General features: G+C 57.4%; 32 protein-coding genes and 1 pseudogene. 22 read left to right on the plus strand and 11 right to left on the minus strand.

The window, feature by feature from the left end; translation table 11 throughout:
- The first annotated feature begins 1 nt into the window (after position 1).
- Together glnQ and C1N84_RS20770 are read left to right on the plus strand one after the other, a co-directional pair.
- Complete coding sequence (gene glnQ / locus C1N84_RS20765) at positions 2-724, plus strand: glutamine ABC transporter ATP-binding protein GlnQ (protein WP_031279957.1); 723 nt, start codon at positions 2-4, stop codon at positions 722-724.
- A gap of 19 nt (positions 725-743) precedes the next feature.
- Positions 744-1,766, plus strand: coding sequence for a C45 family autoproteolytic acyltransferase/hydolase (locus C1N84_RS20770; protein WP_264444268.1), 1,023 nt, complete (start codon positions 744-746; stop codon positions 1,764-1,766).
- Between the two features lie 92 nt (positions 1,767-1,858).
- Here C1N84_RS20770 and C1N84_RS20775 read toward each other — a convergent pair whose 3' ends face one another.
- The gene (locus C1N84_RS20775; RefSeq protein WP_021508831.1) at positions 1,859-2,257 is read right to left on the minus strand and encodes a tautomerase family protein; all 399 of its coding nucleotides are present in this window, start codon (positions 2,255-2,257) and stop codon (positions 1,859-1,861) included.
- A gap of 5 nt (positions 2,258-2,262) precedes the next feature.
- Positions 2,263-2,565 carry a carboxymuconolactone decarboxylase family protein gene (locus C1N84_RS20780; protein ID WP_021508832.1) on the minus strand — a complete coding sequence of 101 codons (303 nt, stop codon included), beginning with the start codon at positions 2,563-2,565 and terminating at the stop codon, positions 2,263-2,265.
- 87 nt (positions 2,566-2,652) lie between these two features.
- Here C1N84_RS20780 and C1N84_RS20785 point away from each other — a divergent pair, with 87 nt between their 5' ends.
- Positions 2,653-3,573 (plus strand): LysR substrate-binding domain-containing protein, encoded by a 921-nt coding sequence (locus C1N84_RS20785; protein WP_394517718.1) that lies wholly within the window; start codon positions 2,653-2,655, stop codon positions 3,571-3,573.
- Positions 3,574-3,598: 25 nt separating this feature from the next.
- Here the strand turns inward: C1N84_RS20785 and C1N84_RS20790 are convergent, their stop codons facing one another.
- Complete coding sequence (locus C1N84_RS20790) at positions 3,599-4,453, minus strand: LysR family transcriptional regulator (protein ID WP_021508834.1); 855 nt, start codon at positions 4,451-4,453, stop codon at positions 3,599-3,601.
- Between the two features lie 118 nt (positions 4,454-4,571).
- Between C1N84_RS20790 and C1N84_RS20795 the strand changes: the two genes are divergently transcribed.
- From C1N84_RS20795 to C1N84_RS20805, 3 genes are all read left to right on the plus strand, one after another.
- A complete protein-coding gene (locus C1N84_RS20795; RefSeq protein ID WP_088517448.1) occupies positions 4,572-5,318 on the plus strand; it encodes an SDR family NAD(P)-dependent oxidoreductase in 747 nt (248 codons plus the stop codon).
- Between the two features lie 12 nt (positions 5,319-5,330).
- Positions 5,331-5,633 carry an EthD family reductase gene (locus tag C1N84_RS20800; RefSeq protein ID WP_021508836.1) on the plus strand — a complete coding sequence of 101 codons (303 nt, stop codon included), beginning with the start codon at positions 5,331-5,333 and terminating at the stop codon, positions 5,631-5,633.
- 214 nt (positions 5,634-5,847) lie between these two features.
- Positions 5,848-6,159 (plus strand): cupin domain-containing protein, encoded by a 312-nt coding sequence (locus C1N84_RS20805; RefSeq protein WP_058781017.1) that lies wholly within the window; start codon positions 5,848-5,850, stop codon positions 6,157-6,159.
- Positions 6,160-6,178: 19 nt separating this feature from the next.
- Here the strand turns inward: C1N84_RS20805 and C1N84_RS20810 are convergent, their stop codons facing one another.
- Positions 6,179-6,664, minus strand: coding sequence for a winged helix-turn-helix transcriptional regulator (locus C1N84_RS20810; RefSeq protein WP_264444260.1), 486 nt, complete (start codon positions 6,662-6,664; stop codon positions 6,179-6,181).
- Positions 6,665-6,791: 127 nt separating this feature from the next.
- Here C1N84_RS20810 and C1N84_RS20815 point away from each other — a divergent pair, with 127 nt between their 5' ends.
- Positions 6,792-8,003, plus strand: a complete 1,212-nt coding sequence (locus C1N84_RS20815; RefSeq protein ID WP_264444258.1) for an MFS transporter — start codon at positions 6,792-6,794, stop codon at positions 8,001-8,003.
- Positions 8,000-8,890 (plus strand): EamA family transporter, encoded by an 891-nt coding sequence (locus C1N84_RS20820; protein WP_394541854.1) that lies wholly within the window; start codon positions 8,000-8,002, stop codon positions 8,888-8,890. The genes C1N84_RS20815 and C1N84_RS20820 overlap by 4 nt, the downstream gene beginning before the upstream one ends.
- Positions 8,891-8,965: 75 nt before the next feature.
- Here the strand turns inward: C1N84_RS20820 and C1N84_RS20825 are convergent, their stop codons facing one another.
- Positions 8,966-10,738: a methyl-accepting chemotaxis protein gene (locus C1N84_RS20825; RefSeq protein WP_264444255.1), complete on the minus strand. Its 1,773-nt coding sequence runs from the start codon at positions 10,736-10,738 to the stop codon at positions 8,966-8,968.
- A gap of 389 nt (positions 10,739-11,127) precedes the next feature.
- Positions 11,128-12,066 (minus strand): aromatic alcohol reductase, encoded by a 939-nt coding sequence (locus C1N84_RS20830; RefSeq protein WP_264444253.1) that lies wholly within the window; start codon positions 12,064-12,066, stop codon positions 11,128-11,130.
- Positions 12,067-12,150: 84 nt separating this feature from the next.
- On the opposite strand from C1N84_RS20830, the gene C1N84_RS20835 reads away from it, so the two are divergent.
- Positions 12,151-12,558: a winged helix-turn-helix transcriptional regulator gene (locus tag C1N84_RS20835; RefSeq protein ID WP_058781023.1), complete on the plus strand. Its 408-nt coding sequence runs from the start codon at positions 12,151-12,153 to the stop codon at positions 12,556-12,558.
- A gap of 82 nt (positions 12,559-12,640) precedes the next feature.
- Here C1N84_RS20835 and C1N84_RS20840 read toward each other — a convergent pair whose 3' ends face one another.
- Positions 12,641-13,030 carry a winged helix-turn-helix transcriptional regulator gene (locus C1N84_RS20840; protein WP_264444747.1) on the minus strand — a complete coding sequence of 130 codons (390 nt, stop codon included), beginning with the start codon at positions 13,028-13,030 and terminating at the stop codon, positions 12,641-12,643.
- Between the two features lie 45 nt (positions 13,031-13,075).
- Between C1N84_RS20840 and C1N84_RS20845 the strand changes: the two genes are divergently transcribed.
- From C1N84_RS20845 to C1N84_RS20860, 4 genes are all read left to right on the plus strand, one after another.
- Positions 13,076-13,885, plus strand: coding sequence for an SDR family NAD(P)-dependent oxidoreductase (locus tag C1N84_RS20845; protein WP_021508844.1), 810 nt, complete (start codon positions 13,076-13,078; stop codon positions 13,883-13,885).
- A 239-nt stretch (positions 13,886-14,124) separates the two neighbouring features.
- Positions 14,125-15,144: an ABC transporter substrate-binding protein gene (locus tag C1N84_RS20850; protein WP_021508845.1), complete on the plus strand. Its 1,020-nt coding sequence runs from the start codon at positions 14,125-14,127 to the stop codon at positions 15,142-15,144.
- A complete protein-coding gene (locus tag C1N84_RS20855; protein WP_021508846.1) occupies positions 15,141-16,172 on the plus strand; it encodes a FecCD family ABC transporter permease in 1,032 nt (343 codons plus the stop codon). The genes C1N84_RS20850 and C1N84_RS20855 overlap by 4 nt, the downstream gene beginning before the upstream one ends.
- A complete protein-coding gene (locus C1N84_RS20860; RefSeq protein ID WP_215481138.1) occupies positions 16,169-16,927 on the plus strand; it encodes an ABC transporter ATP-binding protein in 759 nt (252 codons plus the stop codon). Before C1N84_RS20855 ends, C1N84_RS20860 begins: the two co-directional genes overlap by 4 nt.
- Before the next feature lie 12 nt (positions 16,928-16,939).
- Here the strand turns inward: C1N84_RS20860 and C1N84_RS20865 are convergent, their stop codons facing one another.
- Positions 16,940-17,125 (minus strand): tautomerase family protein, encoded by a 186-nt coding sequence (locus tag C1N84_RS20865; protein WP_021508848.1) that lies wholly within the window; start codon positions 17,123-17,125, stop codon positions 16,940-16,942.
- A gap of 200 nt (positions 17,126-17,325) precedes the next feature.
- Between C1N84_RS20865 and C1N84_RS20870 the strand changes: the two genes are divergently transcribed.
- The 4 genes and pseudogenes from C1N84_RS20870 to C1N84_RS20885 all read left to right on the plus strand — a co-directional run bounded on the left by C1N84_RS20870 (position 17,326) and on the right by C1N84_RS20885 (position 21,964).
- Positions 17,326-18,858: an ABC transporter substrate-binding protein gene (locus tag C1N84_RS20870; RefSeq protein ID WP_031279963.1), complete on the plus strand. Its 1,533-nt coding sequence runs from the start codon at positions 17,326-17,328 to the stop codon at positions 18,856-18,858.
- Positions 18,851-19,777 (plus strand): annotated as a pseudogene (locus tag C1N84_RS20875) (ABC transporter permease); the annotation flags it as partial. The gene C1N84_RS20870 and the pseudogene C1N84_RS20875, both read left to right, overlap by 8 nt.
- 10 nt (positions 19,778-19,787) lie before the next feature.
- Positions 19,788-20,564 carry an ABC transporter permease gene (locus tag C1N84_RS20880; protein ID WP_215481411.1) on the plus strand — a complete coding sequence of 259 codons (777 nt, stop codon included), beginning with the start codon at positions 19,788-19,790 and terminating at the stop codon, positions 20,562-20,564.
- A complete protein-coding gene (locus tag C1N84_RS20885) occupies positions 20,564-21,964 on the plus strand; it encodes an ABC transporter ATP-binding protein (protein ID WP_264444745.1) in 1,401 nt (466 codons plus the stop codon). Before C1N84_RS20880 ends, C1N84_RS20885 begins: the two co-directional genes overlap by 1 nt.
- Here the strand turns inward: C1N84_RS20885 and C1N84_RS20890 are convergent.
- Entirely contained in the window at positions 21,961-22,482 is a 522-nt protein-coding gene (locus C1N84_RS20890; RefSeq protein WP_264444242.1) for a GNAT family N-acetyltransferase, read from the minus strand. The two genes, C1N84_RS20885 and C1N84_RS20890, sit on opposite strands and share 4 nt — an antisense overlap.
- A gap of 191 nt (positions 22,483-22,673) precedes the next feature.
- Between C1N84_RS20890 and C1N84_RS20895 the strand changes: the two genes are divergently transcribed.
- Positions 22,674-23,009, plus strand: coding sequence for a type II toxin-antitoxin system RelE/ParE family toxin (locus tag C1N84_RS20895; RefSeq protein WP_181444762.1), 336 nt, complete (start codon positions 22,674-22,676; stop codon positions 23,007-23,009).
- A gap of 25 nt (positions 23,010-23,034) precedes the next feature.
- The gene (gene nadS, locus C1N84_RS20900) at positions 23,035-23,331 is read left to right on the plus strand and encodes a NadS family protein (RefSeq protein ID WP_104187608.1); all 297 of its coding nucleotides are present in this window, start codon (positions 23,035-23,037) and stop codon (positions 23,329-23,331) included.
- A gap of 128 nt (positions 23,332-23,459) precedes the next feature.
- Here the strand turns inward: nadS and C1N84_RS20905 are convergent, their stop codons facing one another.
- The gene (locus C1N84_RS20905; RefSeq protein WP_021508854.1) at positions 23,460-24,008 is read right to left on the minus strand and encodes a helix-turn-helix domain-containing protein; all 549 of its coding nucleotides are present in this window, start codon (positions 24,006-24,008) and stop codon (positions 23,460-23,462) included.
- 102 nt (positions 24,009-24,110) lie between these two features.
- Here C1N84_RS20905 and C1N84_RS20910 point away from each other — a divergent pair, with 102 nt between their 5' ends.
- The 3 genes from C1N84_RS20910 (at position 24,111) to corA (ending at position 26,160) form a co-directional block, all read left to right on the plus strand.
- Positions 24,111-24,785, plus strand: coding sequence for an AzlC family ABC transporter permease (locus C1N84_RS20910; RefSeq protein ID WP_021508855.1), 675 nt, complete (start codon positions 24,111-24,113; stop codon positions 24,783-24,785).
- Positions 24,775-25,095, plus strand: a complete 321-nt coding sequence (locus tag C1N84_RS20915; protein ID WP_021508856.1) for an AzlD domain-containing protein — start codon at positions 24,775-24,777, stop codon at positions 25,093-25,095. Before C1N84_RS20910 ends, C1N84_RS20915 begins: the two co-directional genes overlap by 11 nt.
- A 96-nt stretch (positions 25,096-25,191) precedes the next feature.
- Positions 25,192-26,160, plus strand: a complete 969-nt coding sequence (corA, locus tag C1N84_RS20920; RefSeq protein WP_021508858.1) for a magnesium/cobalt transporter CorA — start codon at positions 25,192-25,194, stop codon at positions 26,158-26,160.
- Positions 26,161-26,237: 77 nt separating this feature from the next.
- Here the strand turns inward: corA and C1N84_RS20925 are convergent, their stop codons facing one another.
- Positions 26,238-26,972, minus strand: a complete 735-nt coding sequence (locus C1N84_RS20925) for an SDR family oxidoreductase (protein ID WP_058758975.1) — start codon at positions 26,970-26,972, stop codon at positions 26,238-26,240.
- Positions 26,973-26,983: the final 11 nt, after the last annotated feature.

The raw sequence follows: 26,983 nt of genomic DNA on the forward strand, positions 1-26,983 counted from the left end.
CATGGTTGAATTTAACGCAGTGTCGAAAAATTTCGGTGCCACGCAGGTCCTGCATAATATCAATTTAAAAATTGAGGCTGGCGAGGTGGTGGTGATTATTGGCCCTTCAGGCTCGGGTAAATCAACGCTGTTACGCTGCATCAACAAACTGGAAGAGATCTCATCCGGGACGCTGCTGGTCGCCGGAATGCACATCACCGACCCGCATGCGAATGAATGTGATATCCGCCGTGAAGCCGGCATGGTGTTTCAGCAGTTTCACCTGTTCCCGCATCTGACTGCACTGGAGAACGTGATGTTCGGCCCGATTCGCGTGCGTCATCAAACGAAAGCCGCGGCACGCGAGCAGGCGCTGGCGCTGCTGGAGCGCGTTGGCTTGCGCGATCGCGCCAGCCACTATCCGTCTGAACTTTCAGGGGGTCAGCAGCAGCGCGTGGCGATTGCCCGGGCACTGGCCGTCAGGCCGAAAATGATGCTGTTCGATGAGCCGACCTCCGCGCTGGATCCGGAGTTACGTCATGAAGTGCTGAAAGTGATGCGCTCGCTGGCTGAAGAGGGCATGACCATGGTGATTGTGACGCATGAGATTGGCTTTGCCCGCGATGTGGCTTCGCGGCTGATCTTTATTGATGGCGGTACCATTGCCGAAGATGGGCCACCTGATATGCTGCTGACTGCCAGCCGTAATCCGCGTCTGAAAGAATTTTTGCAACATGTATCCTGAAATGAAGTGAAATAACGCTATGAAAAAACTCGACTTCCGTGGTTCGGCTTTTGTTATTGGTCAGCAACTCGGTGACTTTGGCCGTGATGCCTGGCATAACAAACTCAGACATACCCGTCTCTGGCAAACGGTCACCGCCATGAAAGATACGCAGCAAATCCGCAGTATGCGCGCGCGGGTTCAGCGCCAGTTCCCGCTGATCTGGCAGGAGCTGGAAGGACTGGCTGAAGGATTACAGGCACCGATTGACGAGGTGTTTGCGTGGAACTGCCGGGGCGATCTGGTGCGTTCAACTTCGGATGGTTGCACCACGGTGGCGGGGAAAAGTGCCAGCGGGGAGTTGATCATTGCGCACAACGAAGATGGTTTTCCCCAGCTGCGCGAGGACTGTGCGCTGGTCACCGTGACCCCCGATGACGGGCTCGCGTTCACCAGCTTCGCCTATCCGGCATCACTTTGCGGTCACACTTTTGCCGTTAATGAAAAGGGCATCGTTAACACCGTCAATAACATTCGCGCACAGCATCGTCCGGATGGCGTGCCGCGCCAGATCATTGCCCGCGCGTCGCTGAACGCGACCACGCTGGATGAAGCGATCGCCATACTTAGCGCCACGCCGCGCGCCGGCGCGTTTCACCACACGCTGGGGCAGCAGGGCGATAGCCGCCTGATCAGTATTGAAGCGACAGGCTCAGGCTGTTCAGTGATCCCACTGACTGCGCCTTTCGGGCACGCTAACCATCTTATTCACCCGCAGCTTGCCGCCGTCGAACAGGTGGTCACCGCCAGTTCCGGCTCGCGCCAGCAGCGTCTGGAGACATGGCTGACGACGCAAACGGCGGTAGATGGCGCGGCGGCTAAGGCGGTTTTATCGGATCAGCAGGATGCAGCGTTGCCGATATACCGCCTGTCGCCGCAGGATCCGGATGAGGAAAATACCCTCGCCACGGTTGTTTTTACCCTGAGTGACGACGCGGTGACGTGGCAGATCTTCACGCGCGACCGCCAGCGCGCCGCTTTGCAATCTGCTGGTCGTCAATGAGGTGGTATTTTTAATCTCCACCGCCCATCACTGAAGCCGTACAGTGATTGCTGGCAGCGCGCTAACCCGCGCTGCCAGCAATACTGACTATGTTACTCGTGGAAACGCGCTTCTTCGGACATCAGACATCCGTCGCTGAAACTCCAGTCATCGACGGTGTTAAACTGAATAATCACCATCACATCCTGCGGATCGATATCCAGCGATTGCGAGAGTTGCTGACACAATCTGCGACACAGCTTGTGCTTCTGTTCGCGGCTGCGCGGCTTGCCCGCAGTAATCATGAACTGAACAAAATTCTCTGAACGCCCGCGGCTTTTATAGTGGCGATCAAACACCCTTAGCCGCGCCGGCAGTTCTTCAAATACCTGAAAGCGGTCGCCGGGTGGAACGGCAAACTCGTCCTCCAGACTCTGTTGCAGGATGTCGGAAATCTGCGTTAATTGCGCGTCGCTATAACCCTGACGCAGTATGATGCGGGTAAAAGGCATGAGGGTTACGCCTCTTCCAGACAGCTTAGCGCTGACACTGCCGCCGGCCAGCCGGCATAAAAGGCCAGATGGGTGAACACTTCGACGATCTCTTCTCGTGCCAGGCCATTTTGTTGCGCGAATTCGATATGCCACGGTAGCTGTTGCACTCGCCCCAGCGCCGTCAGTGCGGCCAGCGTAATCAGGCTGCGTTCGCGCGGCGTAAGCGCGTCACGTTGCCAGATGTCATCGAAAAGAACCTGCTGACTGAGTTCGGCCAGCTTTGGCGCGATGCGCGCCAGCGTTTTACTATCGAGTGTTTTTGCCATGATGTTTCTCCGTATTGACTCAGCCGCGATTGTGGCGAAACATAACCATCCTGAAAATCAAATAAAACACCGTCATTCATCCCATAAATCAGGACGATCATGCAAAAGTTAGCTCAGACGCTGGATCTGGATGCGTTGCGCAGTTTTGTCACCGGCATGGAGTGTGGCAGTTTTGCGCAGGCCGCCGTGCGGCTCTGTCGATCCACTTCGGCGGTCAGCGCCCAGCTGAAAAAGCTGGAGCAGCAATGTGGCAGCAAGCTGGTGGTGAAAAGCGGGCGTCATCTGGCGTTAACCCGTGAGGGGGAAGTGATGATGGGTTATGCCCGTCGTCTGCTGGCATTGAACGATGAAGCACTGTGCACCTTCAGCGGTGTAGGGCTGCAGGGGGAAGTGCGCCTGGGCATGCAGGAAGATTTTGGCGACACCCTGATGCCCGGTATTCTGGGCGAATTTACACGTCACCATCCCGGGCTGCAGATCATCGCACGCGTGGCGCGTAATCAGGAGCTGCTTGCAGCGCTGGACAGCGATGCTCTTGATATGGCGCTGCTGTGGCAGGCACAACCGCTGCAGCGTAAAGGCGTGTTGATCGGCCAGTTCCCGCTGGAGTGGATCGCTCACCCCGACTGCGACGTCAGCGCGATGATAAGCCAGGGCGAACCGCTGCCGCTGGTGATGTTTGATAATCCCTGCCTGATGCGCTCGCGCGCCATCGACAGTCTGGACCGGGCGGGCATTGCATGGCGAATCGTGTTTGTCAGCCATAGCCTGAGCGGCATCTGGGCGGCGGTGCGGGCCGGTCTGGGGATCACCGTGCGCACGCGGGTCGGCATGCCCGCTAATCTGGTGAGCGCCGGCAATGTTTTGCCGCCGCTGGGCGCGCTGGGCGTTACGCTGGAACAAAAAAGTGGCAGCCAGACTGAACCGAATGCGCAAAACCTGCTGGCCAGACTGATGGAAAATGCGCTGCGCAGCATAGAGCCGTTACCGGGTCTGAGGCCCGCCTGAATTGCTGCGCTAATCCCTGCGACAGTTACTTCGCAATCAGCAGCGCATCGGCGATATCCAGCATGGCGCGCAGGCGATCCATGTGCCGCAGATCCTGATGATAGCCTACCCAGATATCGCGCGAAGGCGGCGGCTGCGGGGTGGGAATCCGCTGCAGTCCATCGGTGGCATCGCCCAGCGGCTGGGGTAACACCGCCACGCCCATGCCGCGCCGGCACATCTGCGCCTGCACCGCCCGGCTGGTGCTGGTAAAAGCCCGCCGTGACTGTGGAAATTGATCGAGCAGCCAGACGACGTCCGGAAAATGCGCTTGCGCGGTATTCATCAGGATCAGCCCCACTGAGGCGGGGTCGTGTTGCAATGCGCGGGCATTTTCAGGCGTGCCGTATAACGCATAGGGCATGCTCATCAGGCGCCGCTGGACGATATCCGGCTCGGTAAAAGGCACAATGCGAAAAGCCACGTCGGCGTCGCGCCGCGACAGATTGAGCAAACGGTAGCTGGCGATGATTTCCGGCACGATAGCGGGATGGCGCTGTGTCAGCTCGCTCAGTACCGGCGCCAGCACGGCGGTGGCAAACCACTCGGCACAGGAGATGCGTAAAATACCTTCCAGCCGCGGGTGATTGCCCGCAAGCCGTCTCTCCATCGCCAGCGCAGCATTTTCCATGCTTTCCGCCAGGCCCAGCACGGCGTCACCGGCATCAGTTAACACCAGGCCATCCGGCGTGCGGCGAAACAGCGCCTGATGGGCCTGCGCTTCCAGCACCTTAATGCGACGACCCACGGTCGGATGGCTGACGCCGAGCCGGCGCGCGGCCTCGCCATAGGATCCGCTGCGCATCACTGCCAGAAAGATCCGTACATCGCTCCATTCCATTGCGCTCGCCCCGTTCAAAAATGAACGTCGAATATACAAAAATGGCAGTTCTCAAACAACTTTGTAGCTATCACCATAACGGCATCATCCAGACTGAACTGATTGAGGATTGCAGAACATGAAGAAGCTTCAGGACAAAGTCGCCCTCGTAACCGGCGCATCTAAAGGCATTGGGGCGGCGATTGCCCGCCAGCTGGCCGCCGACGGCGCAAAGGTCGTCGTCAACTATGCCGCCGATAAAAACGGGGCGGATAAGGTGGTCGCCGCTATTGAGGCTGCCGGTGGCACGGCGGTGGCGCTGGCAGCGGATGTCACCGATCAGCCGCAGGTTGAGGCACTCATTCAATCTACCCTCGCGCAGTTTGGCCGGCTGGACATCGTGGTGAACAATGCCGGTGTGTATCAGTTTGCGAAGATTGAAGAGAGCAGCGAAGCGCTGTATCGCAAGCAATTTGACATCAATGTGCTCGGGCCGCTGCTGGTGACGGGCGCCGCCGTGCCACATCTGGGCAAGGGCAGCAGCATTATCAATATCAGCTCATTTGTGACGCGGGTATTTCTGGCGGAGAGCGCTATCTACAGCGGCAGCAAAGGCGCGATTGATGCCATTACCGGCGTGCTGGCGCGCGAACTCGGTCCGCGCGGCATCCGCGTTAATGCGGTCAATCCGGGGTTAATCGAAACCGAAGGCACGCACAGCACCGGCGCGATGGGATCGGAGTTTCAGCGCTGGAACGAAAGCCAGACGCCGCTTGGCCGTATTGGCCAGGTGCAGGATATTGCGCCGATTGTGGCTTATCTCGCTTCTGACGATGCCGGATGGGTGACGGGCGAGGTGATGATGGCGTCTGGCGGCATGCGTTAACGGGAGAAAAGGATGCATCAGATGATGGTGGTGTGCGTCGGCGATGAAACCCATCGCTTTGACCGCGACTATTATACCCACACGCACCTGCCGCTGGCGCTGGCGTGCTGGCAGGATTATGGACTCATTTCGGCGGAAGCGTTCTATCCCGCTTCAGACCGCAGCGGCTGGCTCTCCATCGGTGTTTACACGTTTGCCTGTCAGCAGGATGTAAACCGGGCGCTGGAGTCCGAACAAACCAAAAGGGTGATGGCAGATGTGGTGCATTTTACCGACGCCACCACGGTGATTCGCAGCCATTTTATTCCCTTCTGAACGGCAGCGACGCCGCCGCGCAGTTATGCCCTCCGGTCACCGGTTTGATAGCCTGCTTAATGAACGCATTGTGCATTAAGCAGGCATCCCGGCAGCAAAAACGGGACGCGCTGGTGCCAAATCAGGACAAGCCAATCCCTGAATCTGGTACGCGGCGCTGCCTTTTGCTATTTCATGTGTGAGCTATCACCGCAGCAGCACACAGGACGCAAACATGAATTTTTACAGCAGCAGAGAATTTACGGGTTCCAAAGCCTGGGAGTCTCAGCATATTGCCAGCTTTGATAACACCAGCGTTAAACTGCACTGGACCGATCAACCCTATAAATGGCATATCAATGATGGACAAGAGGTGTTTGCCGTTATGGATGGTTGCGTTGACATGTTCTACAAACAAGCGGGCGAAGTGAGAACCCAACGATTAACCGCCGGTGATATTTTTTATGCCAGCGAAGGCACTGAACACGTCGCACATCCGCAGGGCGTAGCCCGGGTGCTGGTGATTGAACAAGCGGGATCGGTTTGATGCGACGCCTCAACCCCGGTTATTTCACGATCGACGAAGCCTGATCAGCGCGATTACCGGCTATGACGCGCCGGCGATGACAGTCGGCGGGATCGAGTCGTTCTCCCCGGGCAGAATACACGGCCAGTTCAGGTAACGGTTCACCGTTAGCGTTATCCAGCAAAACCGAGTGTGTCTCGCCTTTTTCAAACAGATAACGCTCTCCCCACTGGCGCATCGCCACGACGATTGGGAAGACGTCTCGTCCCCGTTCGGTCAGCAAATATTCCTTGTAGGCGCTGCCATCTGACGCCGGACAACTCTCAAGCACGCCGACTTCGACCAGCAGTTTCAGCCGTGACGCCAGGATATTTTTTGCCAGCCCAAGGTTTTTCTGGAAATCACTGAAGCGGCGCACATCATCAAACGCTTCACGGATGATCATCAGACACCAGCGTTCGCCAATCACCTCCACGGTCCGGGCGACCGGGCATTCGCTGGTTCTGAGCGCTTCCTGTTTGGCCATCTTCTCTCTCACTCTGCTGATTTACTGACGGCAGCTTAGCCTTCAGCAAAACAAGTTGCAAAAAAAAACCACCGCTGCTACTTATAGAATAAATCGGTTTCAAAAAAAAACCACATAAGGATGCAACATGACTTGCACCAGTGATACCCCTGCAACCTCTGAGGCGCCTCTTTCGCCGGCGACGACCTCAGTGCTGTCGCCTCACATCATTTTTCTGTTCTCACTGACCTGCGCGCTGGCTGTCGGCAATGTCTATTCTGCCCAGCCATTGCTGGAATCCATCTCCGCAACGCTGCAGGTTTCGCCCGGCACCATCGGCCTGGTCATCACGGCAACGCAGGCGGGTTATGCCATAGGATTGTTTTTGCTGGTGCCGCTCGGCGATCGCTTTGATCGCAAAAAGCTGGTGGTCACGCACCTGCTGCTGTCGGTGCTGGCCCTGATCGCGGCGGCGTTAGCAGAGAGTTTGCTGGCGCTGCTGGTGGCGATGCTGCTGGTAGGGCTGATGGCGGTGGTGACGCAAACCGTGGTGGCGTGGGCCGCTATCCTGTCGGCACCGGCTCAGCGTGGCAAGGTGGTAGGCAGCGTCACCAGTGGCATCGTCATGGGCATACTGCTGGCGCGCCTGGTCTCTGGCATCATCGCCGATATCGCCGGCTGGCGGGCGGTGTATATGACCTCAGCCGCGCTGATGCTGCTGATTACCGTGCTGCTGGTAAAAGTGATACCTGCTGCCGGTCCGCAGAACACAGCCACTTCCCTGGCCGGACTGCTGGGGTCTGTCCCGCGTCTTTTTGTCACCGAGCCCTTGTTGCGTCAGCGTGGCGCGCTGGCTCTGCTGATTTTTGCCGCATTCAGCATGTTGTGGAGTTCCATGGTTTTACCGCTCACGGCCATGTCGCTTTCCCATACGCAAACAGGGCTGTTTGGTCTGGCTGGGATAGCCGGAGCGCTGGCGGCTTCCAGAAGTGGCGCCTGGGCTGACAGGGGAATCGGGCAGCGCGCCAGCGGATGCGCACTGGCTTTATTAACGCTCTCGTGGCTCCCGATCGCCTTCGCGCAGGCCTCATTATTGTTGCTGGTTATTGGTGTGATCATGCTGGATTTCGCGGTGCAGACGGTGCATGTCATCAACCAGAGCATGCTGATTGCCGGCAAACCCGCTATCACCAGCCGGCTTATCGGTGCCTATATGTGTTTTTATGCGACAGGCAGCGCGCTGGGCGCTATTACTGCCACTCAACTCTATGCGCACTGGGGATGGTATGCCGTGTGCGGCGGCGGGGCACTGGTCAGTGCCTGCGCACTTATTCTCTGGTATGGAACACGTCAATCATGAAATTATCACACCTGCTGCTGGCCATCGGTATTACCGCCATCTGGGGCATTAATTTTTCGGTGATTAAATTAGGGCTGCACGCCATCGATCCGTTTATTCTGGCAGGGCTGCGTTTTACGCTGTGTGCCATCCCGGCGCTCTTCTTTATTAAAAAACCTGACGTCCCGTGGCGCTACCTTATTGGTTACGGCTTGGTATTCGGCATTGGCTTGTGGGGCCTGGTGAATCTGGGGATAAAAACCGGGCTGTCTGCGGGGATCGCCTCGCTGGTGCTGCAGTTCAGTGCCTTTTTCACTCTGCTGCTCGGCAGTTATGTGTTCAAAGAACAGCTCAGCCGCTATCAGATCGCTGGCTTTGTGCTGGCGTGCAGCGGATTGATGAGCATTGTGTTTATTACCGACGGCTCGGTGACGTTTGCAGGGTTGCTGCTGGTGCTGGCAGGCGCCATAGCCTGGAGCATTGCCAATATCATCATGAAAAAAGCCGGCACGAAGCAGGTATTCGCGTTTCTGGTCTGGTCGAGCGCCTTTTCGCCGCTTCCGCTTTTTTTGCTGGACGGATTAATTAATGGCAGCGCGGGCTATAGCGCATTAATCAGTCATATGGATACCCGTGCGATATTGTCCATTCTGTTTCAGGTCTATCCCAATACGTTATTAGGCTACTGGATCTGGAATTCATTGCTCAAACTGTATCCTGTCTCCACCGTCGCGCCATTATCGCTGCTGGTGCCGGTATTCGGCATTCTCGGTTCGATGATGATATTTGGTGAAGCTATTTCTCCGATGAAAATCGTGGCGCTGGTACTGATTATTACCGGGCTGGCGGTTGGCTTATATGGACAACGCATCAAACGTTATTTCATTCCGCAGTCGGATTCGCTGTGATCGGCAGCCCGCTGACGAGCCGTGATCCGACATGAGCGGGCATCCTGCCCGCTCTCTCTGTCAGTGAAAATCCGCTTACTGCACCACGAAACGCGCGACTGAGCCTTCCAGTGTCGACGCCTGATCGCGCAGTGCGCTGGCGGCGGCCGATGATTCCTGCACCAGCGCGGCGTTCTGCTGCGTCACGCTGTCCATCTGAACGATAGCGACGCCAACCTGCGAAATGCCGCGATTCTGCTCATCGGATGCCTGCGCGATTTCGGCGAGGATGCTGGTTACGTTGCCAACGGAATGTACAATTTCATCCATGGTTTTACCGGCCTGACCTACCAGCTGTGAACCACTGCTGATACGCGCGACCGATTCGCCAATCAGGGTTTCGATCTCTTTGGCCGCCTGAGCGCTGCGCTGCGCCAGACTGCGCACCTCACTGGCGACTACGGCAAAGCCGCGTCCCTGCTCACCGGCGCGCGCTGCTTCTACTGCTGCGTTTAACGCCAGGATATTGGTCTGGAAAGCAATGCTGTTAATGACGGTGGTGATTTCGGCGATTTTGCCGGAGCTGGCGCTGATCTGGTCCATGGTTTCAACCACGCCTTTGACCAGCGAGCCGCCCTGATTGGCTTTCTCCGAAGTGGCGCGCGCCAGTTCGCTGGAGTGATGAATGTTTTCCACGTTCTGCTTCACTGTAGCGGTTAACTGCTCCATGCTGGCTGCCGTCTGCTCCAGCGCGGCCGCCTGCTCCTCGGTGCGGGCGGAAAGATCGTTATTGCCTGCAGCAATTTCTGCGGAAGCGTGGCTGACCTGCATCACGCCGCTGCGAATGTTACCAATGATGCCGCGCAGATCGTTGCTCATCTCACCGACCGCCTGCATCAGCTCGCCCAGTTCGTCCTTACGCGAAGTTTGCAGCTGTACGCTCAAGTCTCCCTGCGCAATCTGCCGCGCGACGGTCAGTGTTACCGCTAAAGGACGGGTAATCTGCCGGGTGATAAACACCGCAATCAGAATGCTGATTACCACAGCCGCCGCCAGGATCAGCGACATCCACAGGATTGCCCGGGCGATATCCTGGTGCGTGGCGGCCAGCTGCTGGGTAAATAATTGATTACTGGTATTAGTCAGATGCAGGCCCGCGATGGCAAGCTGGCGGGTCGCTTCCACTTCTTCTTCTGCGGAGGCGTTGTAATCCTGCACGCTGTCGCGTCTGGCCGCCAGCGTTACGGCAATTTTATCCAGCGCGTTGCTGTCATCAGCGCTCAGGCGTGGTCGTGCCTGGTCAATGAGTTGAATCGTTTCAGCTATAAAGCCTGACAAAGCCAGACGGTTTTCTTCACTGTTGTCCAGTGCCATCAGCTTTACACGAATACTGATACCATTCAGATATTTAGCGATTTCATTGAGCGCGGTTGCCGTATCCTGCTGTGTGCTGACGTAGTTTCTGGCCAGCGCGGCAACCGCCGTGGTTTCGTCACTGAAGCGCAGCGCCTGCAGAATGCTCTGGCGCTTATGCACTTCGTTCACCGTTTCTGCACGATGCTGACGATAAAGGTTCATCGCAGCCGGCAGAGAGGCAATCAGCGCGGTCTGCGCGCTATCCCATCGCCAGGTTTTCAGCTGGTTGATACTGCCCTCAATCGCCTGCAGTCGCGATTCGTTGTCGGCAATGAATTTTTCATCGTGGGTTTTTACGTATTGCAGGCGGGCATCTTTAGCCTGCGCGAACTGATCGTTGATGCCTTTCAACTGGCTGAGTTTTTCCGCACGTTCCGCGATGTCGTGCAGATTTTTGATGCCACAGGAAGCTACAGCAATGCTGAGGATAAGCAGTACACCAAACCCGAGCATGAGTTTTCTGCTGACTCTGATATCTTCCAAAAAAACACGTATTTTTTTCATTAAGGTGAATCTCCCTGGTTGTTGTTGTCCACGCTTTTGCCTGATGGCAATGGCGTTATCGGCAGGGAGATGATTAATTTCAATTAAAATAATTAAAAAACATATAATCACCTAAATTTATTAGATGAGCTATGCTTGGGGAAGGGTTGCAACGGTAGGGCAGGCGTGGAGCTCGGGTTTTCTGTTTTAGACTGGTACTGATTTTGGCGGATAACGGTGCGGGGGAAAGTATTGACGCAACCTGCCGGTTTGTCAAAGCGCCGGGATTTCAGGCGAAGGGCCCGATAGCCCTCAGGCCAGGCGTTGCGCCTGAGGACATTCCGCTACGCCTGAAATTCTCAGGACTTCGCTGGCTGGTTCGTCAGCCACTGAGCGGCGCTGGTGGTGGCAATGTGTTCGCGGTAATTAAACGTTTCCTGTTTAGGCCATGCCACACCGTCCGGACGGGCAAAGGCCAGCCGGTAGGCCGCGCCAGTGTCATGGGGATGACGCTCTGCATCTTCCCGTAGCCTTTCCCGGCTAAGTAATACTCGCCTGACCGCGCTTTGCCAGTGAGATTGCATCAGGTCAGCCAGCTCTGCGTAAGTCAGCGTATCGCCAGCGATATAAACAATGTCGTTCTGAAAAGCGGGCTGATGAAAGAAGATATCGGCTGTCAGCTGCCCGATGTCGTCTGGCGTGGTGAGTGTCAGGGCATAGTTCCAGTCACCGAAGGCATAAACCGTTTTATTCCCGGCATCGATCACGCCAAAATCGGGTTCAAACAGATAGCTGGTAAAAATACCGGTCGTAACAATTACCCAGTCAGTGTTGCTTTGGGCGCGCAGCAGGTGGCGAACTTCAAGCTGCTCATCCCATACCGGTTGCCCACTCTCTTTGCCGATAACGTCATAATCCACGCCAAACTGCCAGGGAAAATAGCGGGCGACACCCGCCTTCAGCACGGCCTGAGTGATTCTGAGCTGCGTTCCCGGCCCGCCGACAAAACCACTGCAATTAATGATGGCATCATAAGAACGAAATAATGCTGAGAGTTCGCTCAGGCTATTTTTCTGCAGGTCGCCTTCCACCACAGTGATATTTAGCTTTTGCAGCGCATCCAGCCGGGTTTTAAGTGGGCCGAACGTGGCATGCGCAGCCTCGCTTCTGAGTAATACACTTATTTTAATCAGAGGATGTTGCTGCACTTTTTTAGCCATGGTGTTTAACACCGCCATGCCTAATTCTCCTGCGCCGAGGATAAGAATATTTTCGACATGTTGATCAACGGGTAGCATGCTTGTCTCCTTAGGTTATATCCGTCATCCTGACAGCGGACAAACCCTGATTCAATCAGGTACACCCGTGATACCGGAGGAGAGATGGAACCTAATCGCGAAGCCCTGCTGCAGTTTTCCAGACAATTTTGTGAGGCGTTGAGTCACGATGATGAAACATTAAAGCGTGAAATTCTTTCACACGCCGGCAATCGCTGGTCGCTGGGTATATTGCATATTCTGGTCACCCATGGACCGTTGCGCCATGCAGAAATGGGTCGTTTACTGCATGGTGTCACACAACGAATGCTGACGCGCACACTGCGTACGCTTGAGCGTGACGGCCTTATTTCCCGTTGTGATTATCAGGAAAAAGTACCGCGTGTCGTCTATACGGCCACGGACGCGGGCGAAGAAATGATGATGAAAATGATGCCGCTCTGGGCGTGGATTATTTCGTCGGCCGACTATTTTAAGCAAAGCAGAATTACGTTTGATACTCCTCATCAGTAATGGCATTAAATAGCGTGATGACGACCTTACTGAGGATGCGTGATTATTTCCCTGCTGCCAATAGTGCAATTTTTTTGCACTATTAATCCTGTCCCGGTTTTGGCAGGTTGTCTCGTGAGAATTCACGCATTGAGAGCAGCACGGGCATCAGATTATGGCCTGCACGCGTGAGTGCGTATTCAACACGCGGGGGCTGTTCACCAAAATCAGTGCGGGTTATCAGCCCATCACTTTCAAGCTTGCGCAGATGTTGAGTCAGGACTTTATGCGATATCTCCGGCATACTCTTCATGAATTGCGAGTGACGCATCACAGGCTCCGCAAATAATCTGAATAAAATCTGTAGCGTCCATCTGCCGGAAATAATAGTTAAACATTGCGTGACATAAGCGACCGAACCTTCTGGTCCGAGACAACGTGTTTTCTCATCATCGCCTACAGGCACTTTCAGGTGCGTAATTGATTCATTCATCAGTTTATTTTCCAATAGATTTTTCACGTATTCTGGAGAACAGTAATGGATCTGAAACTCGACGGCAAAATTGCTCTGATAACGGGTAGCACCAAAGGTATTGGAGAAGCGGTAGCCAGAGGGCTTGCCGCTGAAGGCACCCGCGTTATTATACATGGCCGGGATGCGGCTAAAGCTGAAAATATCGCCAGCGATATCATAAAGCAAGGTGGACAAGCGTACGCAGTAACGGGAGATTTAACCCGTGAGGCAGATATTCAACTGCTTTATCAGCAAGTCTGTTCGCTTGTACAATCCGTTGATATTGTTGTTAATAATGCGGGTGGCTCCGGCCCCACAGAGGACTGGACGTCTTCTTTGCCAGAAACCTGGGCGGCTGGGTATGATAAAAATGTCCTTTCAGCCTTACGTGTCATTAATCTTTTTCTTCCTGGGATGCGTGAACAAAAATGGGGCAGAATCATTAATATTTCGAGCCTGGCAGCGTTGATGCCTCCCGCCAGGCGTCCGGATTATGCTGCTGCTAAAGCAGGGATTATTGCCATGACCTCATCGCTGGCAAAAGCGGTCGCACACGATGGCGTAACCGTAAATACTCTCTCACCGGGTACTATTCATAGTGCAAGCCTGGAAAAAGCGTTTCGTCAAACGGCCAAAGATGCAGGGCTTTCAGCTGACGCGCCCTGGGAAGATATTGAACAGGCCGTATTGCCCCTGTATGCCAATGTGCCCATGGCGCGCGTTGGTACGCTCAAAGAAATAGCGGACGCCATCACCTTTCTGGCCAGCCCGTTGTCGGGTTACATAACGGGTTCTAATTTAAGGCTTGATGGCGGTATGTGGCCCGGACTTTAAAGCCAGCCGCACAATATCCTGAATAAAATCTCTGTTTCAGCTACTACTTCATTCGATGACATCATCACAGCCGATTTAATTATCAGAACTGGGCGGGCTGCTGTTGCAGCCCTGCTTATACCCTAACGTCATCCTCTTCATGATGCGCGCAGTCCCGGTCGGTATGCCCAATCCTGATTATTGACAGTCCACGCCTGGTCATGCATATTATTATGTTATAACGTAACAATCAAAGTACCATGATGAAAAACTCGCTCTCCCTGATTATTGCGGCGCTGCTGTCGCTTCCTGTATTCAATGCTAATGCCAGTAACTATCCGCTCACCGTTGATAACTGCGGTGTCCAGGAAACCTTCGCTCATCCGCCTGCGCGCGTCGTCACCGTTGGCCAGCATGAAACGGAACTGCTGCTGGCGCTCGGTCTGGCAGATAAAATTGCCGCAACCTCGGTGTGGTTTGGCGCGCTGCCCGCCGATTTGCAAGGGCAGGGCAGCCAGCTTAAACGGCTGGCCGATAACGCCCCAGGCTTTGAAGCGGTGGTGGCGCAGCGCCCGGAGCTGGTGCTGGCGCAGTACAGCTGGCACGTCGGGCCGCAGGGTGAAGTCGCCACGCGTGAACAGTTTGAACAGCTCGGCATCCGAACCTGGATTTCGCCTGCCGACTGCATCGGCAAAGCCGTCACCACCACGTCCAATAGCGACGGTGCACGCACCACACCGTATGGGATCGAGGTGATCTTTGCGGAAATCAGCGCGCTGGCGCGCATTTTTGATGTGCCGGCGCGTGGCGAAGCGCTCAAACAGCAACTGGCCGCTCGTATAGCACAGGTTCAGCAACAGCTGCACAAATCGCCGTCAGCGCCTCTGAAGGTGGTTTACTGGTTTTCCAGCCCGCGCCTGAAAGGCGATCCCTGGGTCGCCGGCAATAAAGGGGCGCCGGGCTGGATCAGCCAGACGCTCGGTCTGACTAACATTATCGATTCAGACGAAGAGTGGCCGGCGGTCACGTGGGAGCACATTGTCTCCGCGCAGCCGGACATCATCGTTATTGCCAGCATGGCGCGGCGGCTCTATCCCGCCGATGACGTCGCGGTTAAAAAACACTTTCTGCAAAGCGATCCGGTGACGCGTGAAATGCCAGCGGTGAAAAACGGCCACATCGTGGTGGTACCGGCCATGTCACTGAATCCCTCGTTGCGCAACGTAGAGGCCGTGGAGCTGATCGGTCAGCAGATCGCTGCTTTCGCACCTGCCCGATGAGCGCTCACGCTGTCTGTTACTGGCGCACCGGCCTGCTGATTGCTGCGGGCGCGCTCAGCCTGCCGGTGATGATGACGCTGGCCGCGGCAACCGGCGATGTCGCGATCAGCTTTACCCTGACCGCGCAGGCCATCACCAATGGTCTTGGCATCACCCATTACGACCTGCCGGCGCTGGAAGCCGGCATCGTCTGGCAATACCGCATGAGCCGCGCGCTGATGGCGGCGAGCAGCGGCGGCGGCCTGGCACTGTGTGGGATGGTGTTGCAGTCGTTGCTGCGCAATTCGCTGGCCGACCCTTATCTGCTGGGGATTTCCGCCGGTGCATCAACCGGCGCGGTGTGCGTGATGCTGCTTGGCATCGGCGGCGAGGCCATCACCACCGGTGCCGGCGCGTTTGGCGGTGCCTGTCTTGCATTTATGCTGATTGTTCTGCTCTCCGGCGGCATGCGGGAAAACACCGCGCGCATCATTCTGGCCGGTATTGCCGGGACGCAATTATTTAATGCGCTGACCGCTTACATTGTCAGCACGGCGGCCAATGCTGAGCAGTCGCGCGGCGTGATGTTCTGGCTGCTCGGCAGCCTGAGCGGCGTGCGCTGGGCAGATGCATTACTGTGTTTTGCCGTAACCCTCGCCGGTCTGCTGACTGTGCTCTACCATGCGCGCGCGCTGGATACCTTCTCGTTTGGCGCGGAAGTTTCCGCGACGCTGGGCACGCAGGTTTCAGCGGTGCGCATCGTATTACTGCTGACCACTGCGTTAGTGACGGCGGTAATCGTCAGCGCGATTGGCGCGGTCGGTTTTGTCGGGCTGGTGATCCCGCATATCACCCGCATGATTGCCGGGCCGCGTCATCTGGTGACGATCCCGCTCGCATTCCTGGGCGGCTGCCATTTCATGGTGATTGCCGACCTGGTATCGCGCACGTTAATCACCCATCAAGTGCTGCCGATAGGCGTAGTGACGGCGCTAGTCGGCGCTCCGGTGTTCGCCCTGATTCTGTATCGCAACCGGGAGAAATCATGAAGTATGTCGCGGTGGATAAACTGAGCGTGACGCTACAGGCGCGCAGCGTGTTATCTGACATCAGTTTTGCGGCGCAGCGGGGACAAACGGTCGGGTTGCTCGGCCCTAATGGCTCGGGCAAATCGACGCTCATCCGTGCGCTGGCGGGCGTTCAGCCTTGTGCTTATAACGGGCTGGAGATGGGCGGCACGCGGCTGAACCAACTCAGCCGGCGGCAGCGTGCCCGTACGCTGGCCTTCGTGCCGCAGCATGCCGAAATGGAAGCTGAGATGTGCGTTAGCGACATCGTGCGTCTGGGGCGGGCGCCGCATCGCAACGCGTTCAGCCCGTGGCGGACGGCAGATGAAACGGCAGTGCAGCACGCGCTGTCGCTGATGAAACTGGATGCGCTGGCCGGGCGGTCGTGGCAGCGGCTGTCCGGTGGCGAACGCCAGCGCTGCCAGATCGCACGTGCGCTCGCGCAGCAGCCGGATATCCTGTTGCTGGATGAGCCGATTAACCATCTGGATATTCAGTTTCAGCTCGAGCTGATGCGGCTGATTGCCGCACTGCCGGTCACGGTGATTGTGGCCCTGCACGACCTGAATCTGGCGGCAAAATTTTGCCAGCATCTGGTGGTGCTGCAGCACGGGCAAGTGGTGGCGAGCGGTGAGCCCGCCGCCGTGCTGACGCCTGCTCTGATTCAGCGGACGTGGCAGGTCGAGGCCATCGTCAACCGCAGCGAGCGCGGCATCATGAATATTCAGTACGCCTGAACCGGGCTGATCTTAACGTTCGTCGAACGGCACGCCGCCTTTGGATTTATGATGCTTCGGCGTTTCGATAATCGACACGGTGACCACATCAGCATCAATCTCAAACGAATCCACCACCGCCTGGGTGATGGCTTTAAGTAACTTTTTCTTCTGCTCAACGCTACGGCCTTCCGCAGCATAAACGACAATCTCTGGCATAACGGCGTTTCCTCACGGGTTAGAGTTCTTCTCAAGCATACCTCAGCCAGGCTGCCGCGCGCAGCGTTAACCTGTCGCGACGGTTAAAAGGCAACAAGCGCCTGACGAATTCCCTGCAATCACCGTGTGTTAAAGTGTGAATTGTTATGTTATAACGTAATTTATTCGATGATAGTGTAACGGTTTATTCGGAAAATTTAATGAAATCAATGCAAAACTTGCTGATCGCTGCGGCGCTCGGCCTGGCTTCCTGCGCCGTTGTGGCGGCGAGCACACCCGAAAAACCGGTGCGGATTGCCGCACCGTTTGAAATTAAAGGCAGCGATCCGGCGCTCTCCGGCGACATTCTGTTGCGCATGGATGTGGTTGAAACGCTGGTAGAAGTGAACGAACGCGGTGAGCCGGTGGCGGCGCTGGCGCAGCGCTGGCAGGTCTCTGACGATGGGCTGCGCTGGCAGTTCCAGCTGCGCGACGGCGTGCATTTTCACGATGGCTCGCTGCTGGATGCGGTTGCCGTGGTGAAATCACTCAACACCGCACGCGGCAAAGCGGGCTTACTGGACAAAACGCCAATCGCCGACATCAGCGGGGCAGGGCAGCTTGTCACCATCACGCTGCGTGAACCCTTCACGCCGCTGCTGTCAGTCCTGGCGGAAAGCCGCTCGCAAATCCTCGCACTGGCCAGCTGGGATGCGCAGGGCAACATCACGCGCATTATTGGCAGCGGGCCGTTTACGCTCACTTCCTTCCAGCCGCCGCAGTCGCTGACGGTGGCGCGCTTCGCGGATTACTGGGGCGAGAAACCGGCGATTGCCGCCGCCAGCTATCTGGCGACCGGCCGCGCGGAAACCCGTGCGCTACTGGCAGAAAGCGGTGATGCAGATTACGTGTTTAACCTTGATGCCGCCAGCCGGCAGCGCCTGGCACGCAAAGCGTCGCTGCACATCCCGGCGATTCCGGTGCCGCGCACGTTGATGCTGAAGCTTAATCTGGCCGATCCGCTGCTGGCGGAACTGCCGGTACGTGAGGCGATTAGCATGGCGATCGATCGTAACGCGCTGGCGCAGGCGGTGCTGCGTTATCCGGGCGCAGCCAGCCAGCTGTTTCCCCCTAACATGGCAGAGTGGCACAACCCGGCACTCACGCCGCTGCACTATCAGCCGCAGCAGGCTGCTCAGTTATTACAGTCGGCCGGCTGGCAACGCGGCGCGGATGGCGTACTGACGCGCAACGGCCAGCGCTTTAGCCTGACGCTGCTGACCTATCCCGATCGCCCTGAGCTGCCGCTGATGGCGATGGTGATTCAGCAGCAGCTGCGTCAGGTCGGCATAGATGTGCGAATCAACGCAACCAACGCCAGCGAGATCCCGGCGCAGCACCACAACAACCGTCTGCAGCTGGCGCTGTTTGCGCGCAACTTTGCCCTGACGCCCGATCCGACCGGAACGCTGCTGCAGGATTATGGCACCCACGGCGGTGACTGGGGGGCGATGAACTGGCATGCGGCAGGCTTCGACGCGGCGCTCCACACGCTGACGCAATCCACCGATGGCGCAGCCCGCGCCGGGGCGCGCAGCGTCATCACCCGTGCGCTGCAACAGGATCTGCCGGTGATTCCGCTGGCCTGGTATCAGCAGTCGGCGGCGGTTAATAGCCAGCTGCAGGGCGTCAAACTCGATCCGTTTGAACGCCACTTCGGCCTGCGCCAGATGCACTGGGGGAGCCATGATTAAACAACTCAGCTGGCGCATGGCGCAGGCGCTGTTCGTGGTGCTGGCGGTAGGATTACTGACCTGGCTGCTGGTGCAGGCGCTGCCGGGCGACATGGCGTGGCGCATCGCCTCGGGGCGCTATGGTTACGATCGCGTCGATGCCGACGCGGTGGCGCGGGTACAGCAGGAGCTGGATGGAGCGCTTAGCGGCGGCAGTGCGCTGCTGCACTGGCTCTTCGATCTGCTGCAGTTTAACTTTGGCCGCTCGCTGGTTTCCGGTGAGCCGGTGATGGATGAGCTGCGCTGGCAGCTGGGCCAGACGCTGGCGCTGGCGGGCGTTTCGCTGCTGCTGGCGTTACTGCTGACGCTGCCGCTCGGCATCTGGGCCGGTTGCCACGCCAACGGCCGGCTTGACCGTGCGCTGTTCTGGCTGACCGCCTTGCTGAAATCGGTGCCGCATTTTGCACTCGGCATGCTGCTGATCCTGCTGTTCGCGCTGCAACTCGACTGGCTGCCGAGCGCCGGTCACGGCGAGCTGCGCCATTTCCTGTTGCCGGCACTGACGCTGGCATTGTCGCTGACGGCTGTCGGCGTGCGCGTGGTGCGCGAAGCCACCTGGCAGGTGGTGTCGTCCGGCTACTATCGCTGGGGAGCGCAAAAGGGACTGGCACCCGCGCGCCTGCTGCTGCGTCATGGCCTGCGTAATCTGAGCGCGCCGGTGCTGACGTGGTTTGGCATGCAGTTTGTCTGGCTGGTGGAAGGCGTGGTGGTGGTGGAAACCCTGTTTGCATGGCCGGGAATCGGTCACGCTCTGGTGCACGCCATTTTTGCGCGTGACGTGCCGGTGATTCAGGCCAGCGCCATGACGCTCGGCCTGCTGTTTGTCCTGCTGAACATGCTGGTGGATGCCGGTTGTCATCTGCTCGATCCCCGGGGGCGCGCGCATGAAGATGACGCTTTCACGCTGGGTGGGTCTGGTACTGCTGGCAGCGCTGCTGGCTTACGCGTTTGTGCTGCCGCTGATTCAGCACGGCGATCCGCTCCAGCAGGATTTGCTGCAGATGTTGCAGACGCCGAACCGCAGCCATTTGCTCGGTTTCGACCATCTCGGTCGCGATATGTTAACGCGCCTCAGCGCCGCGCTGCGCCTGTCACTCGGGCTGGCAGCCCTGTGCGTGATCAGTGCGCTGATAGCGGGCGTGTTCACCGGTGTGCTCAGTGCGCTATACGGTGGCTGGCCGGAGCGATTACTGAGCATCGTCGGCGATATGTGCCTCGCGCTGCCGGGATTGCTGCTGGTGCTGCTGCTGGCCGCCATTGCGCCAGACGCGCCGCAGATGCTGTGGCTGGGCATTTCCCTGGTGCTGTGGGTGGAATTTTTCCGCGTCACGCGTGCCACGCTGCGGCCAATTGTGCAGGCGCCCGGTATGCAGGCCAGCAAACTGCTCGGGTTCTCTGCCTGGTATCGTTTTCGTCATCATCTGTGGCCTGAGCTGGCACCGGTGCTGCTGACGCTAACCTTGTTCTCTTTCAGCAGCGCCATCATGGCGGTGTCGGCGCTCGGGTTTATCAGCGTTGGCGTGCGTCCGCCTACGCCGGAGCTGGGCCTGATGATGACCGAACTGCTGCCGTTTGCGTGGGAAGCGCCGTGGCTGCTGATGCAGCCGGTAGCCGCACTGTTTTTACTGTTGATCAGCCTCAATCTGCTGATGAAAAAGGAGCGATGATGAAGGGATTACAGATCACCGGGCTGAGCGTTGCCACAGCGACTGAAACACTGGTTGAGCCGGTGGATGTGCGGCTACAACCCGGTCAGCCGCTGACGCTGCTCGGCGAAACCGGATCGGGGAAAAGTCTGCTGGCGCAGGCGATCATGGGAATATTGCCGCCGTCGCTGCTGGCCAGCGGTGAGTTGAAGATCAACGGCAGGCGCTTTCAGCTGCCGCAGGATACGGCGCAGCTGCGTCGGCTGTGGGGCAATACGCTGGCTTCGCTGCCGCAGGAGCCGTGGCTGTCGCTCGATCCGACCATGGCGATTCAGCAACAGGTGGCGGAAGGGCATCGCTTCGTGCGCGGTTTGCCGCCCGCCGCCAGCGCTGCAGCGGCGCAGCGGGATCTGCAGCAGCTTGGTCTGGCCGCGGCGGCACGGCGTTATCCGTGGCAGCTTTCCGGCGGCATGGCACAGCGCGCCGCGTTTGCGGCAGCCCGTGCCGGTGGCGCGCAGATTCTGATTGCCGATGAGCCGACCAAAGGGCTGGACGTGGCGCGCCGCGACGAAGTCAGCCAGCTGTTACAGCGCGAAGTGGCCGACGGCGGCATGCTGTTGACCATCACCCACGACATCGCCCTGGCACGCCAGCTGGGCGGCGACGTGCTGGTGATACATAAAGGCAGCGTGATTGAACAGGGCCCGGCGCAGCAGGTGTTGCAGTCACCGCAGCAGCCTTACACGCGCGCGCTGCTGGCTGCCGATCCGGCCGTCTGGCCCGCCCGACAGCAAACGGTGATCGGTGCCAGGCCGGTGATCAGCGCCCAGGACATTATGCTGGCGCGCGGGGGCAAAAGGCTGGGTGTGCCACGCGATTTCACGCTGCACGCCGGTGAAATCGTTGGCCTGCACGGTGCCAGCGGCAGCGGCAAAAGCAGCTTCGGCGACGTGCTATTGGGGTTGCTCGCGCCGCAGCAGGGCCGCGTGACGCACCACGCTGATGCGGATGCGCTGAAATATCAGAAAATCTATCAGGATCCTTCCGCGCTGTTTCCGCCGCAGCGCACGCTGGGGCAAAGCATCAACGATGTGCTGCGGCGTCACGCTCTCCCGCCGGCACAGCGCGATGCGCTCATGACGCGGCTGGCTTTGCATCCAGCGCTGCTGACGCGGCGACCAGAGGCGCTCTCCGGTGGCGAACTGCAGCGCTTCGCGCTGCTGCGGGTGATGCTGCTGCGGCCGGTATTTCTGTTTGCCGATGAGCCGACGTCACGCCTCGATCCGCTGGTGCAGCAGCAAACATGGCAGTTGATCGTGGAACTGGCGCGTGAGCAGCAGTGCGCGGTGCTGCTGGTGAGTCATGACCGCGATCTGCTGGAGAAAGGCACGCATCGGGTGATCGCCATGGAAGCGGCTTAGCGATCGGGCGGCTGGCTGTCACCCGGCCCGAGACTCCGCTGCATTACCACGGTGTCCAGCCAGCGGCCATGTTTGTAACCCACCGATTTCATCACGCCGGTGTGCTCAAAACCGAGCGCCCGGTGTACTCCCAGCGAGCCCTGGTTGGCGCTGTCACCGATAATCGCGATGATCTGGCGAAAGCCAGCGGCTTCGGCCAGCGCCACCGCTTTTTGCAGCAGCGCTTTACCGATACCGCGTCCGGTTTGCTGCGGGTCGAGATAGATAGAGTCTTCCAGCGTGAAGCGGTAGGCATAACGCGGACGATACGGCGCCAGATAGCAGTAACCCAGCACCTGATCCTGCTCTTCAGCCACCAGCCAGTAACCGCCGCGCTCATGCACGTCATTGATACGCTGCAGCATTTCACTCTCTGCCGGCGGTTCCGTTTCGAAGGTAGCGGTGCCGTGCAGCACATGCCACGCGTAGATCTTCTGTATCGCCGCCGCGTGATGCGGCTGCGCGGGAATAATGTCCATATGTTCCTGCTGTTCTGCCAATGATGCTGACAGCATGCCACCGCGCTGCAGCGCAATCATCCGCATTAGTCATAGGAAATTGTGATAGTGGTTTTGCTAATGGGTTTTAAGACGATGCGTATCTCGCTCAAAATCCTAAAGCCGTACCCTGTACCAAAAATAGCTGGAAATCAGTACGGGGTACGACTAAAGTGACGGGTAATTATCTGGAATTTATCGAAACGCGCGTGTTTTCAAAAGCTCGTCAGAGTCTGCTGGCAGACGATCAAGAATTTCAGGAACTGCAAATTTTTTTGCTTGAGCATCATGAGTTAGGTGACACCATTAGTCAGACCGGAGGATGCAAAAAGATTCGCTGGAGCCGGGCCGGAATGGGTAAACGTGGTGGAACAAGGATTATTTATTACACCCGCCTGAGCTCAGGCAGAATTTATCTGTTACTCATCTATCCCAAAAATGTGAAGGATGATTTAAATGAAGCAGAAAAAGCGTTGCTAAAAGTCTTTACCCAACAAATGAACCTCTAAGCCATAGACCTGCGAAGATTAAATTATGGAAAAACAGCTATTTAATGACCTGCTGGAAAGCGTACAGGAAATGGTCGCCATTGAGCAGGGTCATGAATCACCGGATATGAACCGCGTCCACCGTCATGAACTGCCGGATGTAAAGCTGATCAGAAAGAATGCTGGGCTAAAACAAGTTGAATTTGCCCATGCGATGGGCGTTAGCGTGGATCTTATTCGTAGCTGGGAGCAGCACAGACGCAACCCTACCGGTCCAGCATTGAAAATGCTTTATCTGATTCAGCAGCAGCCATTACTCATCAATGCTTTACAGGCGCTGTAATTCTTGTTGTGCCACCGATTATTATCCCGGCACGGCAGATTGTCTTTTGCGGAGCCTTCAGTAACCACTAAACGGATTGAGCTCACAAACTTTTGCTGTGAGCGAGTCCATATTTGCTGGCTTTACGCCTAATTCTGCTCTGACAACTGTACCGCCATGGTATCGGCTTCGAGCGCCTCAAAGATGTGCGGTTCATCGGCGGGATAACAAATATAATCGCCCGGGAACAGTTCGACCGGCGATTCCATCAGGCCAACCCGCGCGCGGCCGCGTGCCAGGATGATGTGTTCGACTGAACCCGGTGGATGCGGTTTTGACGCGCGCGGTGCGCCGGGCTGGCTGGTAATCAGATACAGGTCGCGGCGGCCGCCCGGCGGGCAGCTGGCCAGTAGCGCGGCCTGAAAGTCCGCTAACTCTGCTGACACCACCATGCCTTCGCCACGCCGAATCACCTGCATCTTTTTCACTTCCGGCTCCATCAGCCGTGCAAATGGAATATTCAGCGCCACACACAGTGACCATAACGTCTCAATGCTGGGGTTACCGTTGCCTGCCTCCAGCTGCGACAGCGTTGACTTGGCGATGCCAGCGCGGCGCGCCACTTCCGTCAGCGAAAGTCCGGCACGCTGGCGTTCGCGCACCAGTCCGGCGGCAATGATAGCAATGGGCGGGGTCACAATTACTCCTGTTCTTTATATCGAACGATTTGTTCATCTTGTAAAACACGTACGGCGCGTTCATTATAACGGCTTTCTTGTTCGTTATGAGATCAAATTGTGATGCGTCTGGGTGCCGTACCGCTTGATCGCGGCGTATTGAAAGCGATCTTCCTTGTTTGTCTGGCCGACGGCATCGTTGGCCTCTCTTATGGTTCTCTTGCCGCTGCCGACGGTTTTCCGCTCTGGGTGCCGATTGCGCTCTCGACGCTGGTGCTGGCGGGGGCGTCCGAGTTTTTATTTATCGGCATCGTGGCAGGCGGCGGCAGTCCGTTAACCGCTGCCGCTGCAGGTTTACTGGTCAACGCGCGTCATTTGCCGTTTGGCATTGCGGTGAAAGACCTGGTCGGGCAGGGAGGACGCAGTCTACTGGGCTGCCATATTATGAATGACGAGAGCGTGGTGTTCGGTATTTCACAGCCGAAGTTGGCGCAGCGTCGGGCGGCTTACTGGATTTGCGGACTGGGTATTTTTGCCATCTGGCCGCTCACGGTGATTGCCGGTGCGGTGATTGGACGCTTTATTCCTGATGTGTCGGCGATTGGCCTGGACGCGGTGTTTCCGGCCATCCTGATCGCGCTGATTTTCCCGGCGCTGCGCCAGCGTCGTACGCGCATTCCGGCCACCCTCGGGGCACTGCTGTCCGTGCTGGCGACGCCTTTTGTACCAGCCGGTATGCCGGTGCTGTTTTCTTTACTCGGTTTGCTGAGCTGGCGGGAGCGCAAAGATGCAAAATAGTTTAGTGATTGCCGGCATCGCGCTGCTGGCTGCAGGGACGTATGCGATTCGCTTTGCCGGTTACCGGCTGGGCAGCCGGATGCACATGTCGGAACGTGTGCGCAACATGCTGTCCGACGCGGCAACGGTGCTACTGCTGGCTGTCGCTGTCACCACCGCGCTGTTTGAGGGCACCGATTTCGCCGGCGTTGCACGACTGACCGGCGTGTTGTTCGCGGTATTTCTCGCCTGGCGTCGCGCGCCATTGATACTGGTAATCATCGGTGCGGCTGTGATGACGGCGCTGCTGCGCTATTTTGGCGTACCGTAAGCAGCGGCGAGATGGCCGGCGCAAAGATGACGGCGCACTGGCACCTGCTTTGCAGCTATGATTAGGGATAGTGAGTACAACAAGGACAACGCGAAAATGGTGATTAACTGCGTGGTGTATCGCCACGGCAAACGCGAAGAGCATGTCGAAGTCGATCAAATCAGCGAAGTGCTGAAAGAGGAAAAATCGTTCGTCTGGCTTGGCCTGTATCAACCCGATCCGGCGTTCATGCAAACGCTGCAGGAAGAGTTTAGCCTGCATGAGCTGGCGATTGAGGATGCGCTGGTGGCGCATCAGCGGCCCAAGATTGAGCAGTACGGCGAATCGGTATTTATCGTGGTGAAAACCGCACACATGGAAGATCGCCAGCGCATCAGCTTTGGCGAAACCCACTTTTTCCTCGGCAAAAATTTTCTGATTACCGTGCGCCACGGTTCGGTTGAGGGCTATAAAGCGATCCGCGCCAAAGCCGAGAAAAACCATGCCATGCTGTGCCAGGGACCCGGCTATGCGCTCTACTGCATTCTCGATTTTATCGTCGACAACTACAGTAAAATTACCGAATCGCTAAGTGAACGTATTGCTGACCTGGAAGACGGCATGTTCACCACCCGCTTTGACAGCGTCACGCTGGAAAATGTTTACCATTTGCGGCGTCAGCTGCTGTCGTTGCGCAATGCGGCAATGCCGGTGACGGAAATCTGCCCGCAGCTGGTGCGCTTCCATGAAGATATCATCCCGAAAAATCTGCGCGCCTATCTGCGCGACGTGCAGGATCACGCGCACCACGTCATGATTGATGCCGAAGACATGCGCGAAACGCTGGCCAGCGCCATGCAGGTGAATCTGGCGCTGGTCTCGGTACAGCAGAGTGAGGTGAATAAAAAGCTGGCCGGCTGGGGGGCAATACTGATTGTGCCGACTATCATCTTCAGTATGTACGGTATGAACTTCTCAGACATGCCAGAGCTGCACAGCCACTTTGGCTATCCGGCGGCGCTGGCGGTCACGCTGGTGATCTGTTTCGTTATGTGGTGGCGGCTGAAAAAAGCGGGCTGGCTGTAAGCGTGATGGCCTGCGCGCTGTCACCAGACGCGCAGGCCAGGGCGATTTCAGCCTGAAATCGCCACGCTCCATTAGCCTCAATGCGCACTGGCAGTAGGGCGCACCGTGATCTCATTGACATCAACTTCGCCAGGCTGATTAATGGCCCAGCTCACCGCCTGCGCAATGGCTTCGGGTTTTAACGCAATCTGACGATAGCTCTGCATGGCCACGCGTGCGGTCTCGTCAGTGATGGTGTCCGCCAGTTCCGATTCCACTACGCCGGGATTAATGACCGTCACACGCAGCTGGCGCGATTCCTGACGCAGGCCATCCGAGATGGCGCGAACCGCGAATTTTGTGGCGCAGTACACCGCTGCCGTCGGCGATACCGCCAGCGCACCAATCGAGGCGATATTGATGATATGGCCGCTTTGCTGCGACTCCATGACCGGCAGCACGGCAGCGATGCCGTACAGTACGCCACGCACGTTGACATCGAGCATACGATCCCATTCATCCACCTTCAGCGAACTGAGCGGCGACAGCGGCATAACGCCGGCATTGTTGATCATTACATCAACCCGGCCATATTTATCGCGGGCAAAATCGGCCAGCTGCTGCGTATCGGCACGCTGCGTCACGTCGGTGGCCAGATAATCCAGTTGCGCGCCGCTGGCACGCAGTTCATCACACAGTATTGCCAGCCGATCGGTACGGCGCGCGCCCAGCACCAGTTTATGCCCCTGACTGGCCAGCAGACGCGCTATCGCTTCGCCGATGCCGCTGCTGGCGCCGGTCAGAATAATCACTTTCGCATTGGAATGAGCCATGATGGTTTCCT

It is taken from the genome of Pantoea sp. SGAir0418 (assembly GCF_043529865.1).